Source organism: Chryseobacterium nepalense, assembly GCF_023195755.1.
In the GTDB taxonomy this organism is placed as follows: Bacteria; Bacteroidota; Bacteroidia; order Flavobacteriales; family Weeksellaceae; genus Chryseobacterium; species Chryseobacterium nepalense.
The window spans coordinates 1,802,747-1,819,548 of the sequence record NZ_CP096203.1 but is presented as its reverse complement, the minus strand read 5'-3'; the positions used below and the strand labels follow the sequence as shown (position 1 = coordinate 1,819,548).

Annotated in this window: 11 protein-coding genes; 7 read left to right on the top strand and 4 right to left on the bottom strand. The window is 38.0% G+C overall.

Features of this window, described 5'->3' with window-relative positions:
* Nucleotides 1-35: 35 nt before the first annotated feature.
* The 4 genes from M0D58_RS07860 to M0D58_RS07845 all read right to left on the bottom strand — a co-directional run bounded on the left by M0D58_RS07860 (nucleotide 36) and on the right by M0D58_RS07845 (nucleotide 7,443).
* A complete protein-coding gene (locus tag M0D58_RS07860) occupies nucleotides 36-1,448 on the bottom strand; it encodes a pectate lyase family protein (protein ID WP_248394764.1) in 1,413 nt (470 codons plus the stop codon).
* A 31-nt stretch (nucleotides 1,449-1,479) separates the two neighbouring features.
* Nucleotides 1,480-2,502, bottom strand: coding sequence for a pectinesterase family protein (locus M0D58_RS07855; RefSeq protein ID WP_248394763.1), 1,023 nt, complete (start codon nucleotides 2,500-2,502; stop codon nucleotides 1,480-1,482).
* A 77-nt stretch (nucleotides 2,503-2,579) separates the two neighbouring features.
* Nucleotides 2,580-4,415, bottom strand: coding sequence for a RagB/SusD family nutrient uptake outer membrane protein (locus tag M0D58_RS07850; RefSeq protein ID WP_248394761.1), 1,836 nt, complete (start codon nucleotides 4,413-4,415; stop codon nucleotides 2,580-2,582).
* Nucleotides 4,416-4,425: 10 nt separating this feature from the next.
* Nucleotides 4,426-7,443, bottom strand: coding sequence for a SusC/RagA family TonB-linked outer membrane protein (locus M0D58_RS07845; RefSeq protein WP_248394759.1), 3,018 nt, complete (start codon nucleotides 7,441-7,443; stop codon nucleotides 4,426-4,428).
* A gap of 850 nt (nucleotides 7,444-8,293) precedes the next feature.
* On the opposite strand from M0D58_RS07845, the gene kduI reads away from it, so the two are divergent.
* From kduI to M0D58_RS07810, 7 genes are all read left to right on the top strand, one after another.
* A complete protein-coding gene (kduI, locus tag M0D58_RS07840) occupies nucleotides 8,294-9,130 on the top strand; it encodes a 5-dehydro-4-deoxy-D-glucuronate isomerase (RefSeq protein WP_248394757.1) in 837 nt (278 codons plus the stop codon).
* A gap of 8 nt (nucleotides 9,131-9,138) precedes the next feature.
* The gene (locus M0D58_RS07835; RefSeq protein ID WP_248394755.1) at nucleotides 9,139-9,921 is read left to right on the top strand and encodes a gluconate 5-dehydrogenase; all 783 of its coding nucleotides are present in this window, start codon (nucleotides 9,139-9,141) and stop codon (nucleotides 9,919-9,921) included.
* 18 nt (nucleotides 9,922-9,939) lie between these two features.
* Nucleotides 9,940-11,337, top strand: a complete 1,398-nt coding sequence (gene uxaC, locus M0D58_RS07830) for a glucuronate isomerase (protein WP_248394753.1) — start codon at nucleotides 9,940-9,942, stop codon at nucleotides 11,335-11,337.
* A 300-nt stretch (nucleotides 11,338-11,637) separates the two neighbouring features.
* Nucleotides 11,638-12,642: a sugar kinase gene (locus M0D58_RS07825; protein ID WP_248394751.1), complete on the top strand. Its 1,005-nt coding sequence runs from the start codon at nucleotides 11,638-11,640 to the stop codon at nucleotides 12,640-12,642.
* A gap of 78 nt (nucleotides 12,643-12,720) precedes the next feature.
* Complete coding sequence (gene eda, locus M0D58_RS07820) at nucleotides 12,721-13,380, top strand: bifunctional 4-hydroxy-2-oxoglutarate aldolase/2-dehydro-3-deoxy-phosphogluconate aldolase (RefSeq protein WP_248394749.1); 660 nt, start codon at nucleotides 12,721-12,723, stop codon at nucleotides 13,378-13,380.
* 160 nt (nucleotides 13,381-13,540) lie between these two features.
* Nucleotides 13,541-15,079 carry an MFS transporter gene (locus tag M0D58_RS07815; RefSeq protein ID WP_248394747.1) on the top strand — a complete coding sequence of 513 codons (1,539 nt, stop codon included), beginning with the start codon at nucleotides 13,541-13,543 and terminating at the stop codon, nucleotides 15,077-15,079.
* A 255-nt stretch (nucleotides 15,080-15,334) separates the two neighbouring features.
* Nucleotides 15,335-16,798, top strand: coding sequence for a tagaturonate reductase (locus M0D58_RS07810; RefSeq protein WP_248394745.1), 1,464 nt, complete (start codon nucleotides 15,335-15,337; stop codon nucleotides 16,796-16,798).
* Nucleotides 16,799-16,802: the final 4 nt, after the last annotated feature.

Sequence of the window (16,802 nt, the reverse complement as noted above, 5' to 3'; positions counted from 1 at the left end):
ATTTTAAATTGATTACACTTTAGTTTTTATGGACATTAATTTTGTGCTTCGGTTATGCTTTGTACAATATCATTAAAATACATTTCAATGTTATCGTAGTTTTTATCTAAATCTCTTCCGTTGGCATTGTATGTTTTGGGATCCAGTTTGTTTCTGATTTCCCATTCATCGGGCATTCCGTCCATATCTGAATCAATAATCGGCTGTCCGGTTTTCAGATCCGGAAATCCGCCTGCATCTTTCTGGGAATCTATAATTCCGTTTGTACTTCCTTTTGAACCCTGATGTGTAAAACTTCCGTTTTTAATATCTTTTAAAATCTGAAGATCAATGATATCTCTTACAAGACTCGATCCTCCAATTTTCAAGATCCTGTCATAAGCTTCTTTTGAAGAGTGGGTTTTTACATTATTCGATATATTATGTGGACGGATTATTCTGATTGTATTTTTGTCTTCGTCTGTTAAGTTGTAACGGTTCATCTGGCTGAATACGCCTTCTGTCCAGTTGTCTTCGGTGACTTCCGGAATGCCTTCCATCACATTTCCATTTATATAGTATTTTCCCCAGATATTATACACTTCTGCTTCCGGCTTTTCATTTTTATCGATGGCAGCAATTCTTTTTCTCGTCATTGTGGCCGGACCTGGCTTATAATAATTATTGACGATATTCACATTCATTCCTTCGCCGCCATACAGGCTGTTGTGTCCCCAGTTGTAAATGACATTATTTCTGAAGTCGGTAAGGTCTGTTAAAGCAAATTTGCTTCCTGCGTATTCTCCCAGTCTGGGATTTCTGCTGTCATGATGGGCATAAACATTATGATGAAAAGACGCAAATTTCCCGCCTGCAATACCACCATATCCGTGAGCACCTTTCTGATGTACTGAATTTCTGAGGCTTTCCGCAACGATACACCATTGAAGCGTTGTGTTTTCATTGGCATAGATCGAAACTGTTTCGTCGGTAGACCAGCTCATGGAACAGTGGTCAACGATTAAGTTTTTAATAAACCTTGCTCCTAAAGCATCACCTTCATAGTTTTTCAGATCGCCCATTCTGAAACGAATATACCGGATAATGACGTTGTCTGCTGCTACAAAAGTTTCGTAGTTGGCTACTGTGATGCCGTCTCCCGGAGCGGTTTGTCCGGCAATGGTTACATTTCCTTCCCGTATTTTTAACGGAGATTCCAGGTAAATGGTTCCTCCGGTTTTGAAAATAATATATCTCGGACCTTTTTGATTCAGGGCATATCTTAAAGTTCCTTCGGAGCCGTCGTCGGTTAATTTTGTTACGAAATAAACTTTACCGCTGCGTCCTCCGGTGGTGTATCTTCCGAAACCTTCAGCGCCCGGAAAGCTAATGACATTCTGGGCTTCAGCAACATTTGAAATGCCACAAAAAATAGCTGTTAGTAAAAGTATGCAGAAGTTTTTTGTCATAACTGAGCATATTTGCTGATGAGCGGCTGGATTATTTTAAATTTTTTTTGAAATTCCAGTTATCTTTTCCTTTTAGGATATTGCCTGGGGTATATTCTTTTGCTTCGGTCTGGGTGAGCTGATGTGACCAGCTGACTCTTGAGACATGATTAGCTCCTGGACCTTTTGAATCATATTCTGCGTAAAAAGCCGTTTTTTCGGCATCCGGTTTATTCCAGTTGTGCCATCCTTCAGGTTTTATCGTTGAATTGAGCATACAGTTGATATAAACCGTTTTGGCGAAAGGTCTCCATGGTCTTCCGAGGTATACGGAATGTTCTTTTGCATTGCCTGCAATGTTACAATTAATAAATACGAACCCGAAGCTGTTTTCCTTTGGGGTAGACGCTGCAGTTATATAGCTTGCGGTTTCTTTGGAATAGATCATGCAGGTTTCAAAAACAGCGGTCCCTGCTCCGAAGATATAGTCAGTTGTTCCTTCGATATAGCAATTTTTAAAATAATTTCTTGAAGGTTGGGTTTTATCTTCAAGATCCTGTGCTCCTTTTAAATATAAGGTGTCCTGATTTCCGAGGAACCTGCAGTTTTCAAAAGCAATTCTGTCACCTGCTGTTAAAACTGCTACAGCTTGTCCCACTTTTCCGGAACTGTTTTCAAACGAGATATTTTTGGCTGTGAAATCGTCGGCATATATAAAAAGGGTAGCAGAACCTGTGGTTCCGATATCTTTTCCTTCCTGATTTTTTTTAGAGGCAAAATCATTAAAGGTTATTAAAGTATTTTTAGGATTTTCTCCTTCTAAAATAATTTCTCCTTTCGTTTCAGGAATGATGATTTTTTCTTCATAAATTCCTTTTTTAATAATGATTTTTGTTCTCCGGGAAGAATTGTTTTCAATGGCATCCACAGCTTTTTGAATGGTAGTAAAATTACCTTTTCCGTCTTTTGAAACCACGATCAGTCGGTCGGCAGTTTTAAAAGAAAGAAAATTAAATATTGCTGTGAGAATCATTAAAAATACTTTCAGATTTTTAAAAAATGGGGAGTTTTTCATTAAATCATTTTTAGTTAAAATACAGACTTCCGCTTTTGGCAGAAGCCTGTATTTCTGATATGAATGTGAAACTTTTTCTAATATCCGTAATCCTGTGTAAGATTATAATTGGAGTTGATTACATCTGCTGCAATGGGCAGAAGTTCCTTCCTGTTCGGCTGGAAATAATAAGCATAACTTTTCACGGGATCTCCGCTGATGTAGGATTGTGTCATGGCCAGCCTCCAGTTTACTTTTGTATATCCTGATGGTGTTGCAACACTTTGGTTAGGACTGTAGAATACATCGGCTTTTGCAATTCCGTTGAGATAGAAATCAATATCCAGAACATTCTGCTGTGCTGTTTTTGCAGGTGCATAATTGGCAACGCCGCTAGCAGGTTTTTTATAGAAAATATATTCCGGTACGTTGGTGTAAGCTCCCGTTCCGTTCATAAACTGGGTAAGTTTCTGTCTGGTTTCATTGATTTTTGTTTCCAGAAGATTCCAACGGATGAGATCGTATTTTCTTAATCCTTCACCTCCGAATTCCAGCATTCTTTCTTTTACGATATAATTAAAAAATCCGGGCTTGTCTGTAGGAATGGTTCCAACCTGGCCTAAATTTCCTGCATAAGCTCTTTGTCTTACGGCCATCACAGCATTGATAGCTTCCTGGGACGGACCGTTATGCAGCTCATTATCGGCTTCCGCAAACATGAGAAGAATATCGGAATATCGTAACAGAGGCCAGTCGATTCCCAGGTTTTGGGAAGTTCCCGTGATGGAAGTCCACGATTTTCTGAATTTACCGTCGTTCCAGTTGATTGATGTCTGGAGTTCTTCCTGTTTTGAAGTACTTACCCTGAAAATAGCAATATTAACATCTCTTCTTACATCATATTTGGTAAACTCATAAAAATAAACCGGAATGGCATTGATCCCTCCTGAAGATTTCCAGTCTGTGTCATCATGTCTTAAACCATTATAATATCCGATTTTACTGTCTGTTCTTGAGTTCCCTCCGAAAGCTCCGATTGCATAAATGATTTCATTGGTGGTATCCGGACTGTTGGTATGCAGTGATCTGAATAATCCTTCATAGCTTGGATTAAGCTGGTGCTGCCCGGAATTGATGATGTCTTTACATTCGTCATAAGCAATCTGATAATATTTTTGAGGATTAGATCCCTGCATCATCATCTGTGGATTTCTTCTCAACGAATATCCCGCTCTTGCTAATGCGATTCTCGCTCTTAAACCTTTTACGGCAGCCTTCGAAATTCTTTGTGGAGTAGTACCTCCTTCTGATCTCCATGGCACGAGGCTTTCCGCTTTTAATAAGTCATCCAGAATTTTATCATAAATGATATCTCTGTCTGTTTTAGCCAGATAAAGATCGGGAAGATCTGCAGAAGGAACATCCTGAAAAGGAACGTCACCCCAGTTTTTAATAAGATCATGATAAAAGTGTGCTCTTAAAGTAAGGGCTTCCCCCAGATACCTGTTCATCATTTTTTTATCCGCTTCAGAACCTGTCTGGAAAACCGGAGAAAGCGGAATATTTTTGATGACGAGATTCGCTCTTTCAATACCGGCATAGGTATCCAGAAAAGGTCTAAGAAGTTCAGTATTGGTAGGAATGGCACCGAAGCAGCTAACGCCTCTCCTGTCATTGGCATTGTAATCTCCTGAAGTTCTCATATCATCTCCCGATTGCGAAAGGATAAGATTCATTCTCTGTCCGTATGTATTGTCACCCATTGTGCTGTTATACACTCCTACCAATGCAGAGAAGGTGTCAGAAACTGAATCAAACTGTTGTTTTTCAGCAGTATTGGATAAGCTTTCTACGTCCAGATATTCTTCGCAGGAATTAAAAGATAAAAGTCCTGCAATGGAAAAAACGATTATTAAAAATGTATTTTTTTTCATAATAGTAAGATTAAAAAGTGATATCAACTCCCGATAAAATGAATCTGCTTCGCGGATAAGCGGCATAATCTACACCAGGTGTTAAAGGATTTCTTCTTGTATTGGCTTCCGGATCATATCCTGAATATCCTGTAATGGTAAATACATTATTCATGGTGAAATATAATCTGAAATTGGAAAGTCCGAGTTGTTTGGTAAAGTCTTTTCCAAGAGAATACCCTATGGTCAGGTTATTCAGACGAAGGAAAGAGCCGTCTTCGATAGCATACGAATGAAGGAAATAAGCACCTGCCGGCGGAGTCCACATAGTCGTATTGGCGTTCAGTGCAGCTAAAGCATTAGGATCATTTACTTTTACCCCGTTATCATCAAACCATCTCCAGCGGTCAGCAACTTCAGCAAGCATATTGTTGTCCCTGTAAAGGTATTGGGTAGAATATTCGATTTTGTTGGCATTGTAAACTTTGTTTCCAACTGAGAAATTGAACATTACACTCATATCCCAGTTTTTGTAACGGAACGTCTGGTTAAATCCGCCATAGAATTTTGGCTGTGCACTTCCGAGGTCGGTCATGTCATTGTTATCAATTACACCATCTCCGTTGAGGTCTTCCAGTTTCAGGTCTCCTGGCTGTACAGGTCTTGCTCCGTTGGCGGCTGCTGCAGAACTTGCGATTCCTGCTTTCAGGGTATAAGCCTGGGTTGTCGGGTTATAATCAAAATCATTTATTTCATACCTTCCGGCGGTTACATATCCCCAGTAAGTACCAACGGGCTTGCCCACCTGTACTAAGAAATCGTTGAGGTTATTCTGCCATCCGGAAGGAAACAGGTAATAGTTGGAACTTGCAGAAGCACTGTTTCCTAAGCTTTTGATGGTATTTCTGTTGGATGAAATGTTAGCATCAATTTTCCAGGTAAAGTTATCATTGCTGATGATGGTACTTCCTACTGAAACTTCAATTCCTTTGTTGGTTGTGCTGCCGGAATTCTGGTATTGGTATTCGTAACCTGTTGTCTGCGGAATTTTCGCCAGTAAAAGAAGATCTTTCGTATCGGTTTGGTAAACATCAACGGAACCATAAACTTTTCCTTTAAACAAGCCAAAATCCAATCCTGCATTTTTTGAAGTCGCGGATTCCCATTTAACATTTTTATTAGCCATGATATTACCTGTGGTTGCTCCAGGGGTTACATTTGTTCCGAAAGCATAACCGTAATCAGATGACGTGGTAAAAAAAGTATCATACAGGAAAGCTTTAATTCTGTTGTTTCCGGAAAGACCATATCCCGCTCTCAGCTTCAGTTCGCTGATAACACGGCTTTCTTTCAGGAAATTTTCTTCATTGATCTTCCATGCAACGGAAGCTGCGGGGAAATATCCCCATCTGTTTCCGGGACCGAATACACTTGATCCGTCTGCTCTCATAGAAGCTGTTACAATATATTTGTTCTTGAAGATATAATTGGCTCTTCCGAAAAACGATACGATTCTGTCCGGCAGCAATTCTGTTCGTGGATTATCCTGAACCAACCCTGAAGGCGGACTGGCCGACTGGATGTTGGCAAATGCTTCCTGAGGACTGATTGATTTCGGAAGCCATTTGATATTCATTGATAACGATTCAGCATCGGTTTTTACAGTTTCCTGTCCTAAAAGGAAATCTACTTTATGACTGCCGTATGTTTTCCTGAAATTTAAAGTATTGGTATTGGTAATTCTTCTTGATTGAGCTTTGCTTAAAAATACGACAGGCTGATCATTATTCTGTCTTGCGAGACTGGTAACCACACCCGAAAACTGATTTACAGATTCATCTCGCTGCACGTATCCTATAACACTCCGGAAGGTGAAATTTTTATTGATCCTGTATTCAATGACACCATTCAATAAGAGATCATTTCTGCCGTTTTCTTTCACTTCATTATCAGCAAGAATGAGAGGGTTTACAAGGTTGGTTTCATTCGCAAATAAAGGATCAAACTCATCAATGTTTTGAGCGGGCCCTCCCTCAAAAGGTTGATATCTTACTGCATTTCTCAATCGGTTGGTACTTTGTGATCCTGTTGCGGAAGTTCCGGCACCGTAGATGGTCTGTCTGCTGTATCTTGCATTGAGCGTCATGCTCAGCTTTTTGGAGAGATCATAATCATATTTGAAATTGGCCATATTTCTCTTAAATCCCGATCCAATCATGATTCCGTCTTCCTGAACATTATTTAATGACAATGAAAAAGAAGAATTTTCAGACCCTCCCGTAACAGCAATATTATGCGTGAAGTTGAAAGCTTCTCTTCCAAAAACCTCATCCTGCCAGTCTATTTTCTTAATATTTCCATAGTTTTTTCCGATGTCCTGAAAATTTCCGTATCTCGTATTAAAGGCATCAATGTCCGTTTGTACACCCCCTTTATTGTAGATTTCATACTGATACAATACATACTGATACGGATCCAGCACATTAATTGTATTCTGGATCGATCGTACTCCTAAAAATCCGTTGTAATTGATAGATGTTTTTGCCCTTTTACGACCGCCTTTTGTGGTGATCAGGACAACCCCATTTGCTCCTCTGGCTCCATAAATACTGGTAGAAGAAGCATCTTTCAGAACTTCAATAGACTCAATTTCTTTCGGAGATAATATTGTCAAAGCATTGTCCATCTGAACTCCGTCAACAATATACAGGGGAGCATTGCTGCCGGTAATGGAGTTTCCTCCTCTGATCACGATATCAACGTCTGCTCCCGGAGATCCTTCGCTCAGGGAAACCTGCACACCGGCAAGTCTTCCCTGGATGGCTTCTGCAGCATTGTTGGATGGCATATCCTTTATAGCTTCCGCTTTTACTGAAGAAACGGCATTGGTAACATCCTTTTTAGAAACCTTGGTGTATCCTACCAGGACTACTTCATCAATATTGGTTTCTTTATCCTTTTTGGTTTCTTTTTCTTGAGCCATAGCAAGGACAGGAAGTAGAAAGGCAGTTAGGTATAACCACTTTACTGATTGTACTTTTTTATCCATTTTGTATCCTTATAGTTTTAATTTTGGTTGAAAGTTTTTTTCAATTTTTGTTTTGTGGTGGATTTTTAAGTATTCTATTTTTTAGTGGAAAATATTTTTCAAAAAATTAACGCTTATCATTGTGCAATCGATTGCGTAATTTTTCATGACAAATATCTTGGCTTCTAAACTAATATTATTTTCCAATATGCAAAGAAAAAAATATTATTTTTTCCTTAATTCAGGTTTGAAGGTTATTCATTTTAAAGTAACAGTAATTAAAATAAGTTATTTAAAATGCTGTAATATAGTGTTTTATATAATGTGTTTCAAAAAATGACGTTGATAAAAAAATAATAAAAAAAATTATTGCTGATTAATTTTTAGCTTAAAATTTAATTAAAATCGCTGAGTTTTTGAACTAAAATATTTACCAAAATTGAATGTAAGAAATGAGATTTAAGATTTTTTACTGATTTTTATCATCTTTCATGTGCTGTAATTCAATAAGATTATTTACAATTTAATCAAACTTAAATATTGAATTGTATGAATTTTGTTTTTTTAATATTAATTCATAAAAACTCATTACATATGTTCAGTTTTTTTAAATTATAAATGTTACTGTTTAATATTTTGGGTGATTATCTCAATTCTAAAAAAGTGTTTTTATTCTAGAATTGCTTACTTTAATTATACTTTATTGACTTATAATCAACTTTTTATAAATTTAAATTAAATTTTTGTTAAGGATTTAAAGAATAGTTATATATTTATCCCCATAAGTATTTCTAAAGATTTTTAGTGTAATTTATGCAATCGATTACGCAATGTTTAACTGGTTTTGATAAAACCGCAAAAAATAAGAAGTATGCAAAAATCAGAATTTCGCTACGCCCATCACCCTGAAGATGTAAAAAAATATACAACAGAAGATCTCAGGAGGGAGTTTCTGATCGATGATCTATTTAATGAAGACGAGATAAAATTAGTCTATTCTATGTATGACAGACTGATTGTAGGAGGCGTGATGCCCTCAACAAAAGCTTTAAAACTGGAGCCTACTGACGATCTGAAAGCGCAGCATTTTCTTGACAGAAGAGAATTGGGGATTATCAACGTTGGCGGAGCCGGAAGAATAACAGTAGATGGTGAAGTATATGAACTTAACAACAAAGAAGCTTTATACATAGGAAAAGGCGCGAAAGAAGTGATTTTTGAAAAAGCGGGTGATGCACAATCCTACTTTTACATCAATTCCGCTCCGGCACATCACAGTTACCCGAATAAAAAGATCACGAAAAATGAAGCTGAAATCGTAGAATTAGGTGAAGAAAAGTATGCTAACAAGCGCACCATAAATAAACTCATTGTAAATTCTGTGTTGGAAACCTGTCAGCTGCAAATGGGAATGACGGAACTTCATCCGGGAAGCGTTTGGAACACAATGCCTGCACATACTCATGCTAGAAGAATGGAAGCTTATTTCTACTTTGATCTTGAAGAAGGGCAGACGGTAAGCCACTTTATGGGGCAGCCCCACGAAACCCGTCATATCTTTATGACCAACAGACAGGCTGTTTTGTCCCCGGAATGGTCTATCCATTCAGGAGTGGGAACCTCCAATTATACTTTTATATGGGGAATGGCCGGAGAAAATATGGATTACGGTGATATGGATGGTATCAAAACAAACGAACTAAAGTAATTTTTCAAATGAATTTATTTGATTTATCCGGAAAAGTAGCAGTTGTTACCGGCGGAACTCACGGATTAGGAATGGCAATGGCAGAAGGTCTTGCAGCCGCAGGTGCCGAACTGGCAATTACAAGTACAACTCCGTCCAAATTAGAAGAAGCTTTAGACTATTATCATTCAAAAGGATACAAAGCAACCGGTTATATTTTTGATGTAACGGACGAACTGGAAGCTGCACAGAAAGTAGCTCTGATGGAAGCCACCCATGGAAAAATAGACATCCTTGTCAATAATGCAGGAATCATCAAACGTATTCCGGCAATTGATATGGAAGTAGAAGACTTTAGAAAAGTAATCGACGTAGATCTTACAGGTCCTTTTATCATGTCCAAACTGGTTGGGAGATACATGATCAAAAGAAGATCAGGAAAGATCATCAATATCTGCTCAATGATGAGTGAGCTGGGCCGGGACAATGTAGTAGCATACGCTTCTGCAAAAGGAGGCCTGAAAATGCTGACCAAAAATTTAGCAACAGAATGGGCAAAACATAATATTCAGGTGAACGGTATTGGTCCCGGATATTTTGCCACTTCACAAACTGAACCTATCAGGGTGGATGGAAATCCGTTCAACGATTTTATCATCAGCAGAACTCCGGAAGGAAGATGGGGAAATCCTGAAGATCTTGCAGGGACAGCTATTTTCCTGGCATCCGAAGCAAGCAGATTCATCAACGGACAGATCATTTATGTTGATGGAGGAATTCTCGCCACTATCGGGAAACCTGCTAATGAATAACAAAAGAATTACACGAGAATGAAACCTTTTATAACAGATCAATTTTTATTACAAAGTAAATACGCTGAAGAATTATATTTCAGATTTGCAGAAAAACAACCGATCATTGATTATCACAATCACCTGATCCCTAAAGATATTGCAGAAGATACTGTTTTCGAAAATATTTCTAAAGTATGGATTGCCGGCGATCATTACAAGTGGAGAGCCATGCGTACTTTAGGCGTAAACGAAAAATTTATTACAGGGGATTCTTCAGACAAAGAAAAATTTCAGGCATGGGCAAATACGGTTCCTTACACCCTGAGAAATCCTTTATATCACTGGACGCACCTGGAATTAAAAAGATATTTCGGAATTGATGAATTGCTGAATGAAAACAATGCTTCGGAAATTTACGATAACATCACCGCACAGCTTCAGACTCCTGAAAAATCCACCAGAGGATTATTAAAAATGATGAATGTGGAATCTCTGTGTACAACAGAAGATCCTACCGATACTCTCAATTATCATCAGGATCTGGCGAAAAGTGATTTCTCCATCAAAGTCAGTACTGCCTTCCGCCCGGATAAAGCCATTTTAATAGAAAATCACAACTTTGCAGATTACATTTCAAAATTGGGCGAAGCTGCCGGAATTGAAATCAATTCATACCAGACATTATGTGACGCTTTATTAAAAAGAATTGAATACTTCCACGAAAACGGATGCCGGCTTTGCGACCACGGGTTAAATAATATCTCTTACGAGGAAGCTACAGAAGCGGAAGTGAACGCAATCTTTAATGATAAACTGAATGGAAAAGTTATCGCTGAAAAACAGGTGAACCAATTCAAGACAGCGATTTTATTATTCTTAGGTGAAACCTATCATCAATTCGGCTGGGTTCAGCAGTTTCACTTGGGAGCATTAAGAAACAATAATGAAAGAATGCACAGAATCCTTGGTCCGGATACAGGATGGGATTCTATTGGAGATTTCGTGCAGGCGGAAAATCTATCTAAATTTTTAAATGCGTTAGACGGAAAAGATAAATTAACGAAAACCATTTTATATAATTTAAATCCTGCCGACAACGAGATTTTCGCAACCATGATCGGAAACTTTAATGACGGTAGCATTAAAGGAAAAGTACAGTTCGGGTCTGGATGGTGGTTTCTGGATCAGAAGGACGGAATGATCAAACAGATGAATGCGCTTTCCAACATGGGATTAATCAGCTGCTTCGTGGGAATGCTTACGGATTCCAGAAGTTTCCTTTCTTACCCGAGACACGAATATTTTAGAAGAGTATTGTGTAATCTTTTCGGGGAAGAAATGAAAAATGGAGAATTGCCGGACGATATAGAACATGTCGGTAAAATAATTTCCGATATTTGTTACCATAATGCCAAAAATTATTTCGATTTTTAAATTTAAATAAGAATTCTCGCAGATTAAGCAAATCTAACAGATGATTGTATTAGAAAAATCTACGTAATGTGCTCAATCCGCGAGAAACAAAAAAATAGTAAAACTTTGAGATCTTAGTTAAGTGAAATTGAAGATTCGACGTAGTCAAACGTCTTTGCCTCAATTTATAATAATTTATAATAATCGGCGAAACTTTGTTTTGTGAACTTAAAAATATGCATTAAGTTTTAAAAGAAAATCTTTGAGCACTTTGCATTTAAACCAAAAACAGATATTCAAAAATCAAGGTTAGTAAAACTTATGGGTAAAATACTTACTTTCGGTGAAATCATCATGCGGCTTTCGCCACCCGGAAACAGAACCATGAAGCAAAGTCACGAAATGGAATTCTTTTTTGGCGGAACGGAGCTTAATGTAGCGTCATCACTGGCGATAATGGGTTGTGAGGTTAAACATGTCAGCAGTGTTTCCGATGATTTTGTAGGGGAGTCAGCACTTTCTTTTGTAAAAAGCGTTGGAATTGATACCAATTTTATTTCTAAAAACGAACATCCTTTAGGTTTATATTTTTTAGAAGTAGGATCGGCGGTTCGAGCAAGCAGAATTGCATACAACAGGTTAAACGGTTCTTTTGCGAATATTGAAGCCGGGAATATCAACTGGAAGAAAGCTTTGGAAGGTTGTGATTATTTTCACTGGACAGGAATCAGCCCCGGAATTTCAGAAGCAGCGTATGAGGCACTGAAAGAAGGTCTTGAAACTGCCCGTGAAATGGGAATCGAGATTACAACGGATCCTGCTTATCGTTCCAATCTTTGGAAATATGGTAAAAAAGGAAATGAAGTGTTGAAAGAACTGGTTTCCCTGTCAACAATTTTCATCGGAGGAACCAATGAAATCAACGAAATTCTGGGAACTCAGTTTTCATCAGATCAAAACGGATTTCTGGAAGCATGTGAAGAATTAAAAAAACAGTGTCCTTCCATTCATAAAATTTTCGATAAAATAAGAATTGGTGTTACAGCGAGTTCTCAGCAAACGCAGGGAAGAGCTCTGGTTAACGGAAATTATTTTGAAACAGAATTACTGGAAGTAAATCCTGTAGTCGACAGGATTGGAACAGGTGACGCTTTTGCAGCAGGCTTAATTTATGGCTTACAAAATTTCGATGACGAAAAAGCACTGAATTTTGCCAACGCCGCGTGTGCCATCAAACACACCATTTTAGGAGATATCAATTACAGCAGTGCAGAAGATATCCTTGAAGTAATGGGCGGAAATTCAGGAGGAAGAATAAAAAGGTAAGAACCTCAGCCGTGTTAGAGCTTTAAGCTCTAACACGGCTCCCAACTTTGCACTTTTGCATTAAAAATAAAAAATAGAATGACAAAAATACAAACCGTTACCAACGCCATCATTAATCAGGGAATTTTACCGCTGTATTATAATGCTGATGAAACGGTGACTTTAGATATACTGAGATCACTTTATAAAGCGGGAATCCGTGCAGTAGAATATACAAGCCGTGGTGAAGATGCATTGAGAAATTTCACTAAAATGATTGAAATCCGTAATGCAGAAATGCCGGAGATGCTTTTAGGAATCGGAACCATAAAAAATTTGCAACAAGCCGAAGAATACTATAAGGCAGGTGCAGATTTTTTCATTAGTCCAGGATTTGTAGCGGAAGTTGCAGAATTTCTAATTCCAAAAGATATCTTGTATAGTCCAGGCTGTATGACGCCAACTGAGATTATTGAAGCTGAAAATTCGGGGGTAACTTTCATTAAATTATTTCCAGGAAACGCTTTAGGAGCAGGGTTTATGAGTGCCATTAGAGATGTTTTTCCAAATCTGAAATTTATGCCGACCGGTGGAGTTGATACTACGAAGGAAAACATTGAAAGCTGGTTCAAAGCCGGTGTTTCTGCAGTGGGAATGGGAAGCAAGCTGGTAAGCAAAGAACTTATGGCTGCTAAAGATTACGCAACCATTGAAAATGAAACAAAGAAAGTTCTGGATATTATTCAGGCTTTAAAATAATGATAATGATTAATAAGCTAAACACTTTGCGATCTTAGCTGAGCAGAGCGCCTTTGCGAACTTAAAATAGTTAGTAGTCAAAAAAAACTTCGCGGACTTTGCGTTAAAACAAATACCATCATTAATAAAAAACAAAAAATAACTAATTCAAAAAACTAATATGAGTTCAGTTAAATTACTTAAACCAACGAATTTCAGGTGGACAATTTGTGTCCTGCTGTTTATTGCCACAACAATCAACTATCTGGATCGTCAGGTTTTATCTTTAACGTGGAAAGATTTTATTGCTCCGGAATTTCACTGGAATAATAATGATTATGGAAATATAACCGCCTTATTTTCCATTTTTTACGCAGTGGGAATGTTATTCGCAGGTAAATTTGTTGATTGGATGGATACGAAAAAAGGATTCCTCTGGGCAATTGGTATTTGGTCTGTAGGAGCCGTATTACATGCATTCTGTGGTGTTGCCACATCAGGAATCCTCACAGGAAACTGGACGGCAGGTTTTCATGGATCAAAAGAACTGATCGCAACGGTTTCCAATACATCTGCGATTATCAGTACCAGCGTTTCGCTGTTTATCTTTGCCCGTTTTGTCTTGGCTATCGGTGAAGCTGGTAATTTCCCGGCAGCTATTAAAACTACGGCAGAATATTTTCCCAAAAAAGACAGAGCTTTATCCACAAGTATCTGGAATGCAGGTGCAACGGTGGGTGCCTTGGCTGCGCCAATTACTATTCCGTTTATTGCAAAATCAATGGGATGGGAATGGGCATTCATCATTATTGGTGCGTTAGGATTTGTATGGATGGGGCTTTGGGTGTTTCATTATAAAAAACCTCACGAGCATCATAAAGTAAACGAACATGAGCTTACCTATATCAATCAGGATCATCAGGAAATAAGTGTTGAAGAAAATCAGCTTGCAGAAGAAAGAAAATTCACCTTCAAAGAATGCTTCAGCTACAGACAGACCTGGGCATTTGCTTTCGGAAAATTCATGACAGATGGAGTTTGGTGGTTCTTTTTATTCTGGACTCCTGCCTATTTAAGTTCGGTATACCAAATGGATTCCACGCAAAGTGCATTCCCTTTATTTATACTGTACATGATTACGTTATTCTCTATTATAGGAGGATGGCTTCCCAAGTATTTTGTAGAAAAAAAAGGGATGAATGCCTACAATGGAAGAATGAAAGCTATGCTGATCTTTGCATTTTTCCCATTGCTGGCTTTACTGGCTCAGCCATTAGGTTCTATAACGTATTGGATTCCGGTTTTAATTATCGGCGTAGCAGGCGCAGCACATCAGGCGTGGTCGGCCAATATATTTTCTACTGTTGGAGATATGTTCCCGAAAAAAGCCATCGCAACCATCACCGGCATTGGCGGAATGGCAGGCGGAATCGGTTCATTTTTAATCAATAAATCTTCAGGAGTTTTGTTTGATCACGCGCATAAAGCATGGACAACCGTTGACGGAGTTCCTTTATTAGATAAATACCCGCAGTATATCAACGAAAGGCTGCCGGACGGCTTCTTCGAGCAACTGGAAAAATCAGGAGCAGTTGTAGTCGACGGAATTGATAAAGGCTACATGATCATTTTCTCAGTCTGTGCGGTTGCTTACTTAATCGCCTGGGCAGTAATGAAAACACTAGTCCCAAAATATAAAGTGATTAGTAATAAAAACTAAATCTATAAGATTTTAAAACCTTATAGGTTTGGCAAAAGTAGTATTTAAACAAATTCTTAATTCAAAATAAAAACTTTGAGTTCTTTGCTAAGTAACGCCTTTGCCTCAATTTATAATTGATTCAGTAGAATCGGCGAAACTTTGTTTTGTGAACTTAAAATATATATCAAGCATTAAAAAAAATCTTTGCGGTAAAAAACATCCTGCATCAAGATTTAACAGAATTAAAAACACAATTTAATTCAAATTGGAAAAATGGAAAATCAGATAAAACAAATATTAAACCGTCAGAATAGCGGATTAGATACAAAACTTCCCATTAAAATCGTTCAGTTCGGTGGTGGGAATTTCATGAGAGGATTCACGGATTATATCATTGATAAATTAAATAAGGAAACCGAATGGAAAGGTGGAATTGTCAATTTGCAGGCAACGCCCAACGGCTCCATTCAGAAAATGGAAGAGCAGGATAATGTATATACGCTTTTCACAAGAGGAATTAAAAAAGGAGAAATTCATGATGAAAAGCAAGTGATTTCTGCCATTCAAAAATCGGTTAATCCTTATTCAGACTATGATGAATTCTTAGCGCTGGCAAAAGAAGAAGAGCTGGAATTTGTATTTTCAAACACAACAGAAACAGGAATCGCTTACGACGAAACGGAAACCTCTTACGAAGGTCCGCACAGAAATTTTCCTGCAAAATTAACGGTTTTACTACACGAAAGATTTAAGCATTTCAACGGAGCGGCAGATAAAGGATTGAGAATTATCCCTTGCGAATTAATTGAAGACAATGCATTTGCTTTAAGAGAGATCATCCTGAAATATGCACAGCTTTGGAATTTGGAAGATCGTTTTGTGCAATGGATTAACCAATATAATTATTTTCATAATACGTTGGTTGACAGGATTGTTCCTGGCTACCCTAAGAATGATGCAGGATCTTATGAAGACCAGCTGGATTATGAAGACCAGATGATGGTCGTTTCTGAATGTTTCCTGCTTTTTGTAATTCAGGAAGCCGGAAATTTAAATGAAAGAATTCCATTCAACAAAATCAACGAGCAGATTTTGGTGGTTGATGATATTCAGCCGTACCGTTTAAGAAAAGTAAGAATCCTGAATGGTGGACATACTTTGATGCTGGCTCCTGCGATTTTATCGGGACAGGAAACGGTAAAAGAATCCATCGACAATCCGTTTATCGGGAAGTTTTTAAGCAATGCCATTTTTAATGAAGTTAACCCGACTTTAGGTTTGGATGAAGCAGAATTGAAAAATTTCGCGGAAGAAGTTTTTGACCGTTTCAGAAATCCGTTTATCAAACATTATCTGGCGAGTATTGCGCTGTATTTTGTTTCCAAATTTAAAGTAAGAGTATTGCCCAGCTTATTAGCTTACGTTGAAACCAAAGGAAAATTACCGGTCAATCTTACCTTTTCTTTAGCTAGCTTAATACGGTTCTACCAGGGAAGTTTTGGTGAAAAGGCCCTTCCCCTGAATGATGAAGCCGGAATTATCGCTAAATTCAAAGAAATCTGGACAAATGAAGATTACGAAAAAGTAGCTGAACTGGCACTTTCCGAAGCGTTGTTTTGGGACACAGACCTTACTCAGGTTGAAGGATTGAACACAGCGGTTGCCAAAGCATTATACGAAATCGATCACCATGATATGGAAACGGCGTATAACAATTTTGTAGAATTTAATTCTTAAAATC

Coding starts and splice junctions, on each gene's coding strand:
- M0D58_RS07860 (WP_248394764.1), bottom strand. CDS start 1,448: ATGACAAAAAACTTCTGCATACTTTTACTAACAGCTATTTTTTGTGGC.
- M0D58_RS07855 (WP_248394763.1), bottom strand. CDS start 2,502: ATGAAAAACTCCCCATTTTTTAAAAATCTGAAAGTATTTTTAATGATT.
- M0D58_RS07850 (WP_248394761.1), bottom strand. CDS start 4,415: ATGAAAAAAAATACATTTTTAATAATCGTTTTTTCCATTGCAGGACTT.
- M0D58_RS07845 (WP_248394759.1), bottom strand. CDS start 7,443: ATGGATAAAAAAGTACAATCAGTAAAGTGGTTATACCTAACTGCCTTT.
- kduI (WP_248394757.1), top strand. CDS start 8,294: ATGCAAAAATCAGAATTTCGCTACGCCCATCACCCTGAAGATGTAAAA.
- M0D58_RS07835 (WP_248394755.1), top strand. CDS start 9,139: ATGAATTTATTTGATTTATCCGGAAAAGTAGCAGTTGTTACCGGCGGA.
- uxaC (WP_248394753.1), top strand. CDS start 9,940: ATGAAACCTTTTATAACAGATCAATTTTTATTACAAAGTAAATACGCT.
- M0D58_RS07825 (WP_248394751.1), top strand. CDS start 11,638: ATGGGTAAAATACTTACTTTCGGTGAAATCATCATGCGGCTTTCGCCA.
- eda (WP_248394749.1), top strand. CDS start 12,721: ATGACAAAAATACAAACCGTTACCAACGCCATCATTAATCAGGGAATT.
- M0D58_RS07815 (WP_248394747.1), top strand. CDS start 13,541: ATGAGTTCAGTTAAATTACTTAAACCAACGAATTTCAGGTGGACAATT.
- M0D58_RS07810 (WP_248394745.1), top strand. CDS start 15,335: ATGGAAAATCAGATAAAACAAATATTAAACCGTCAGAATAGCGGATTA.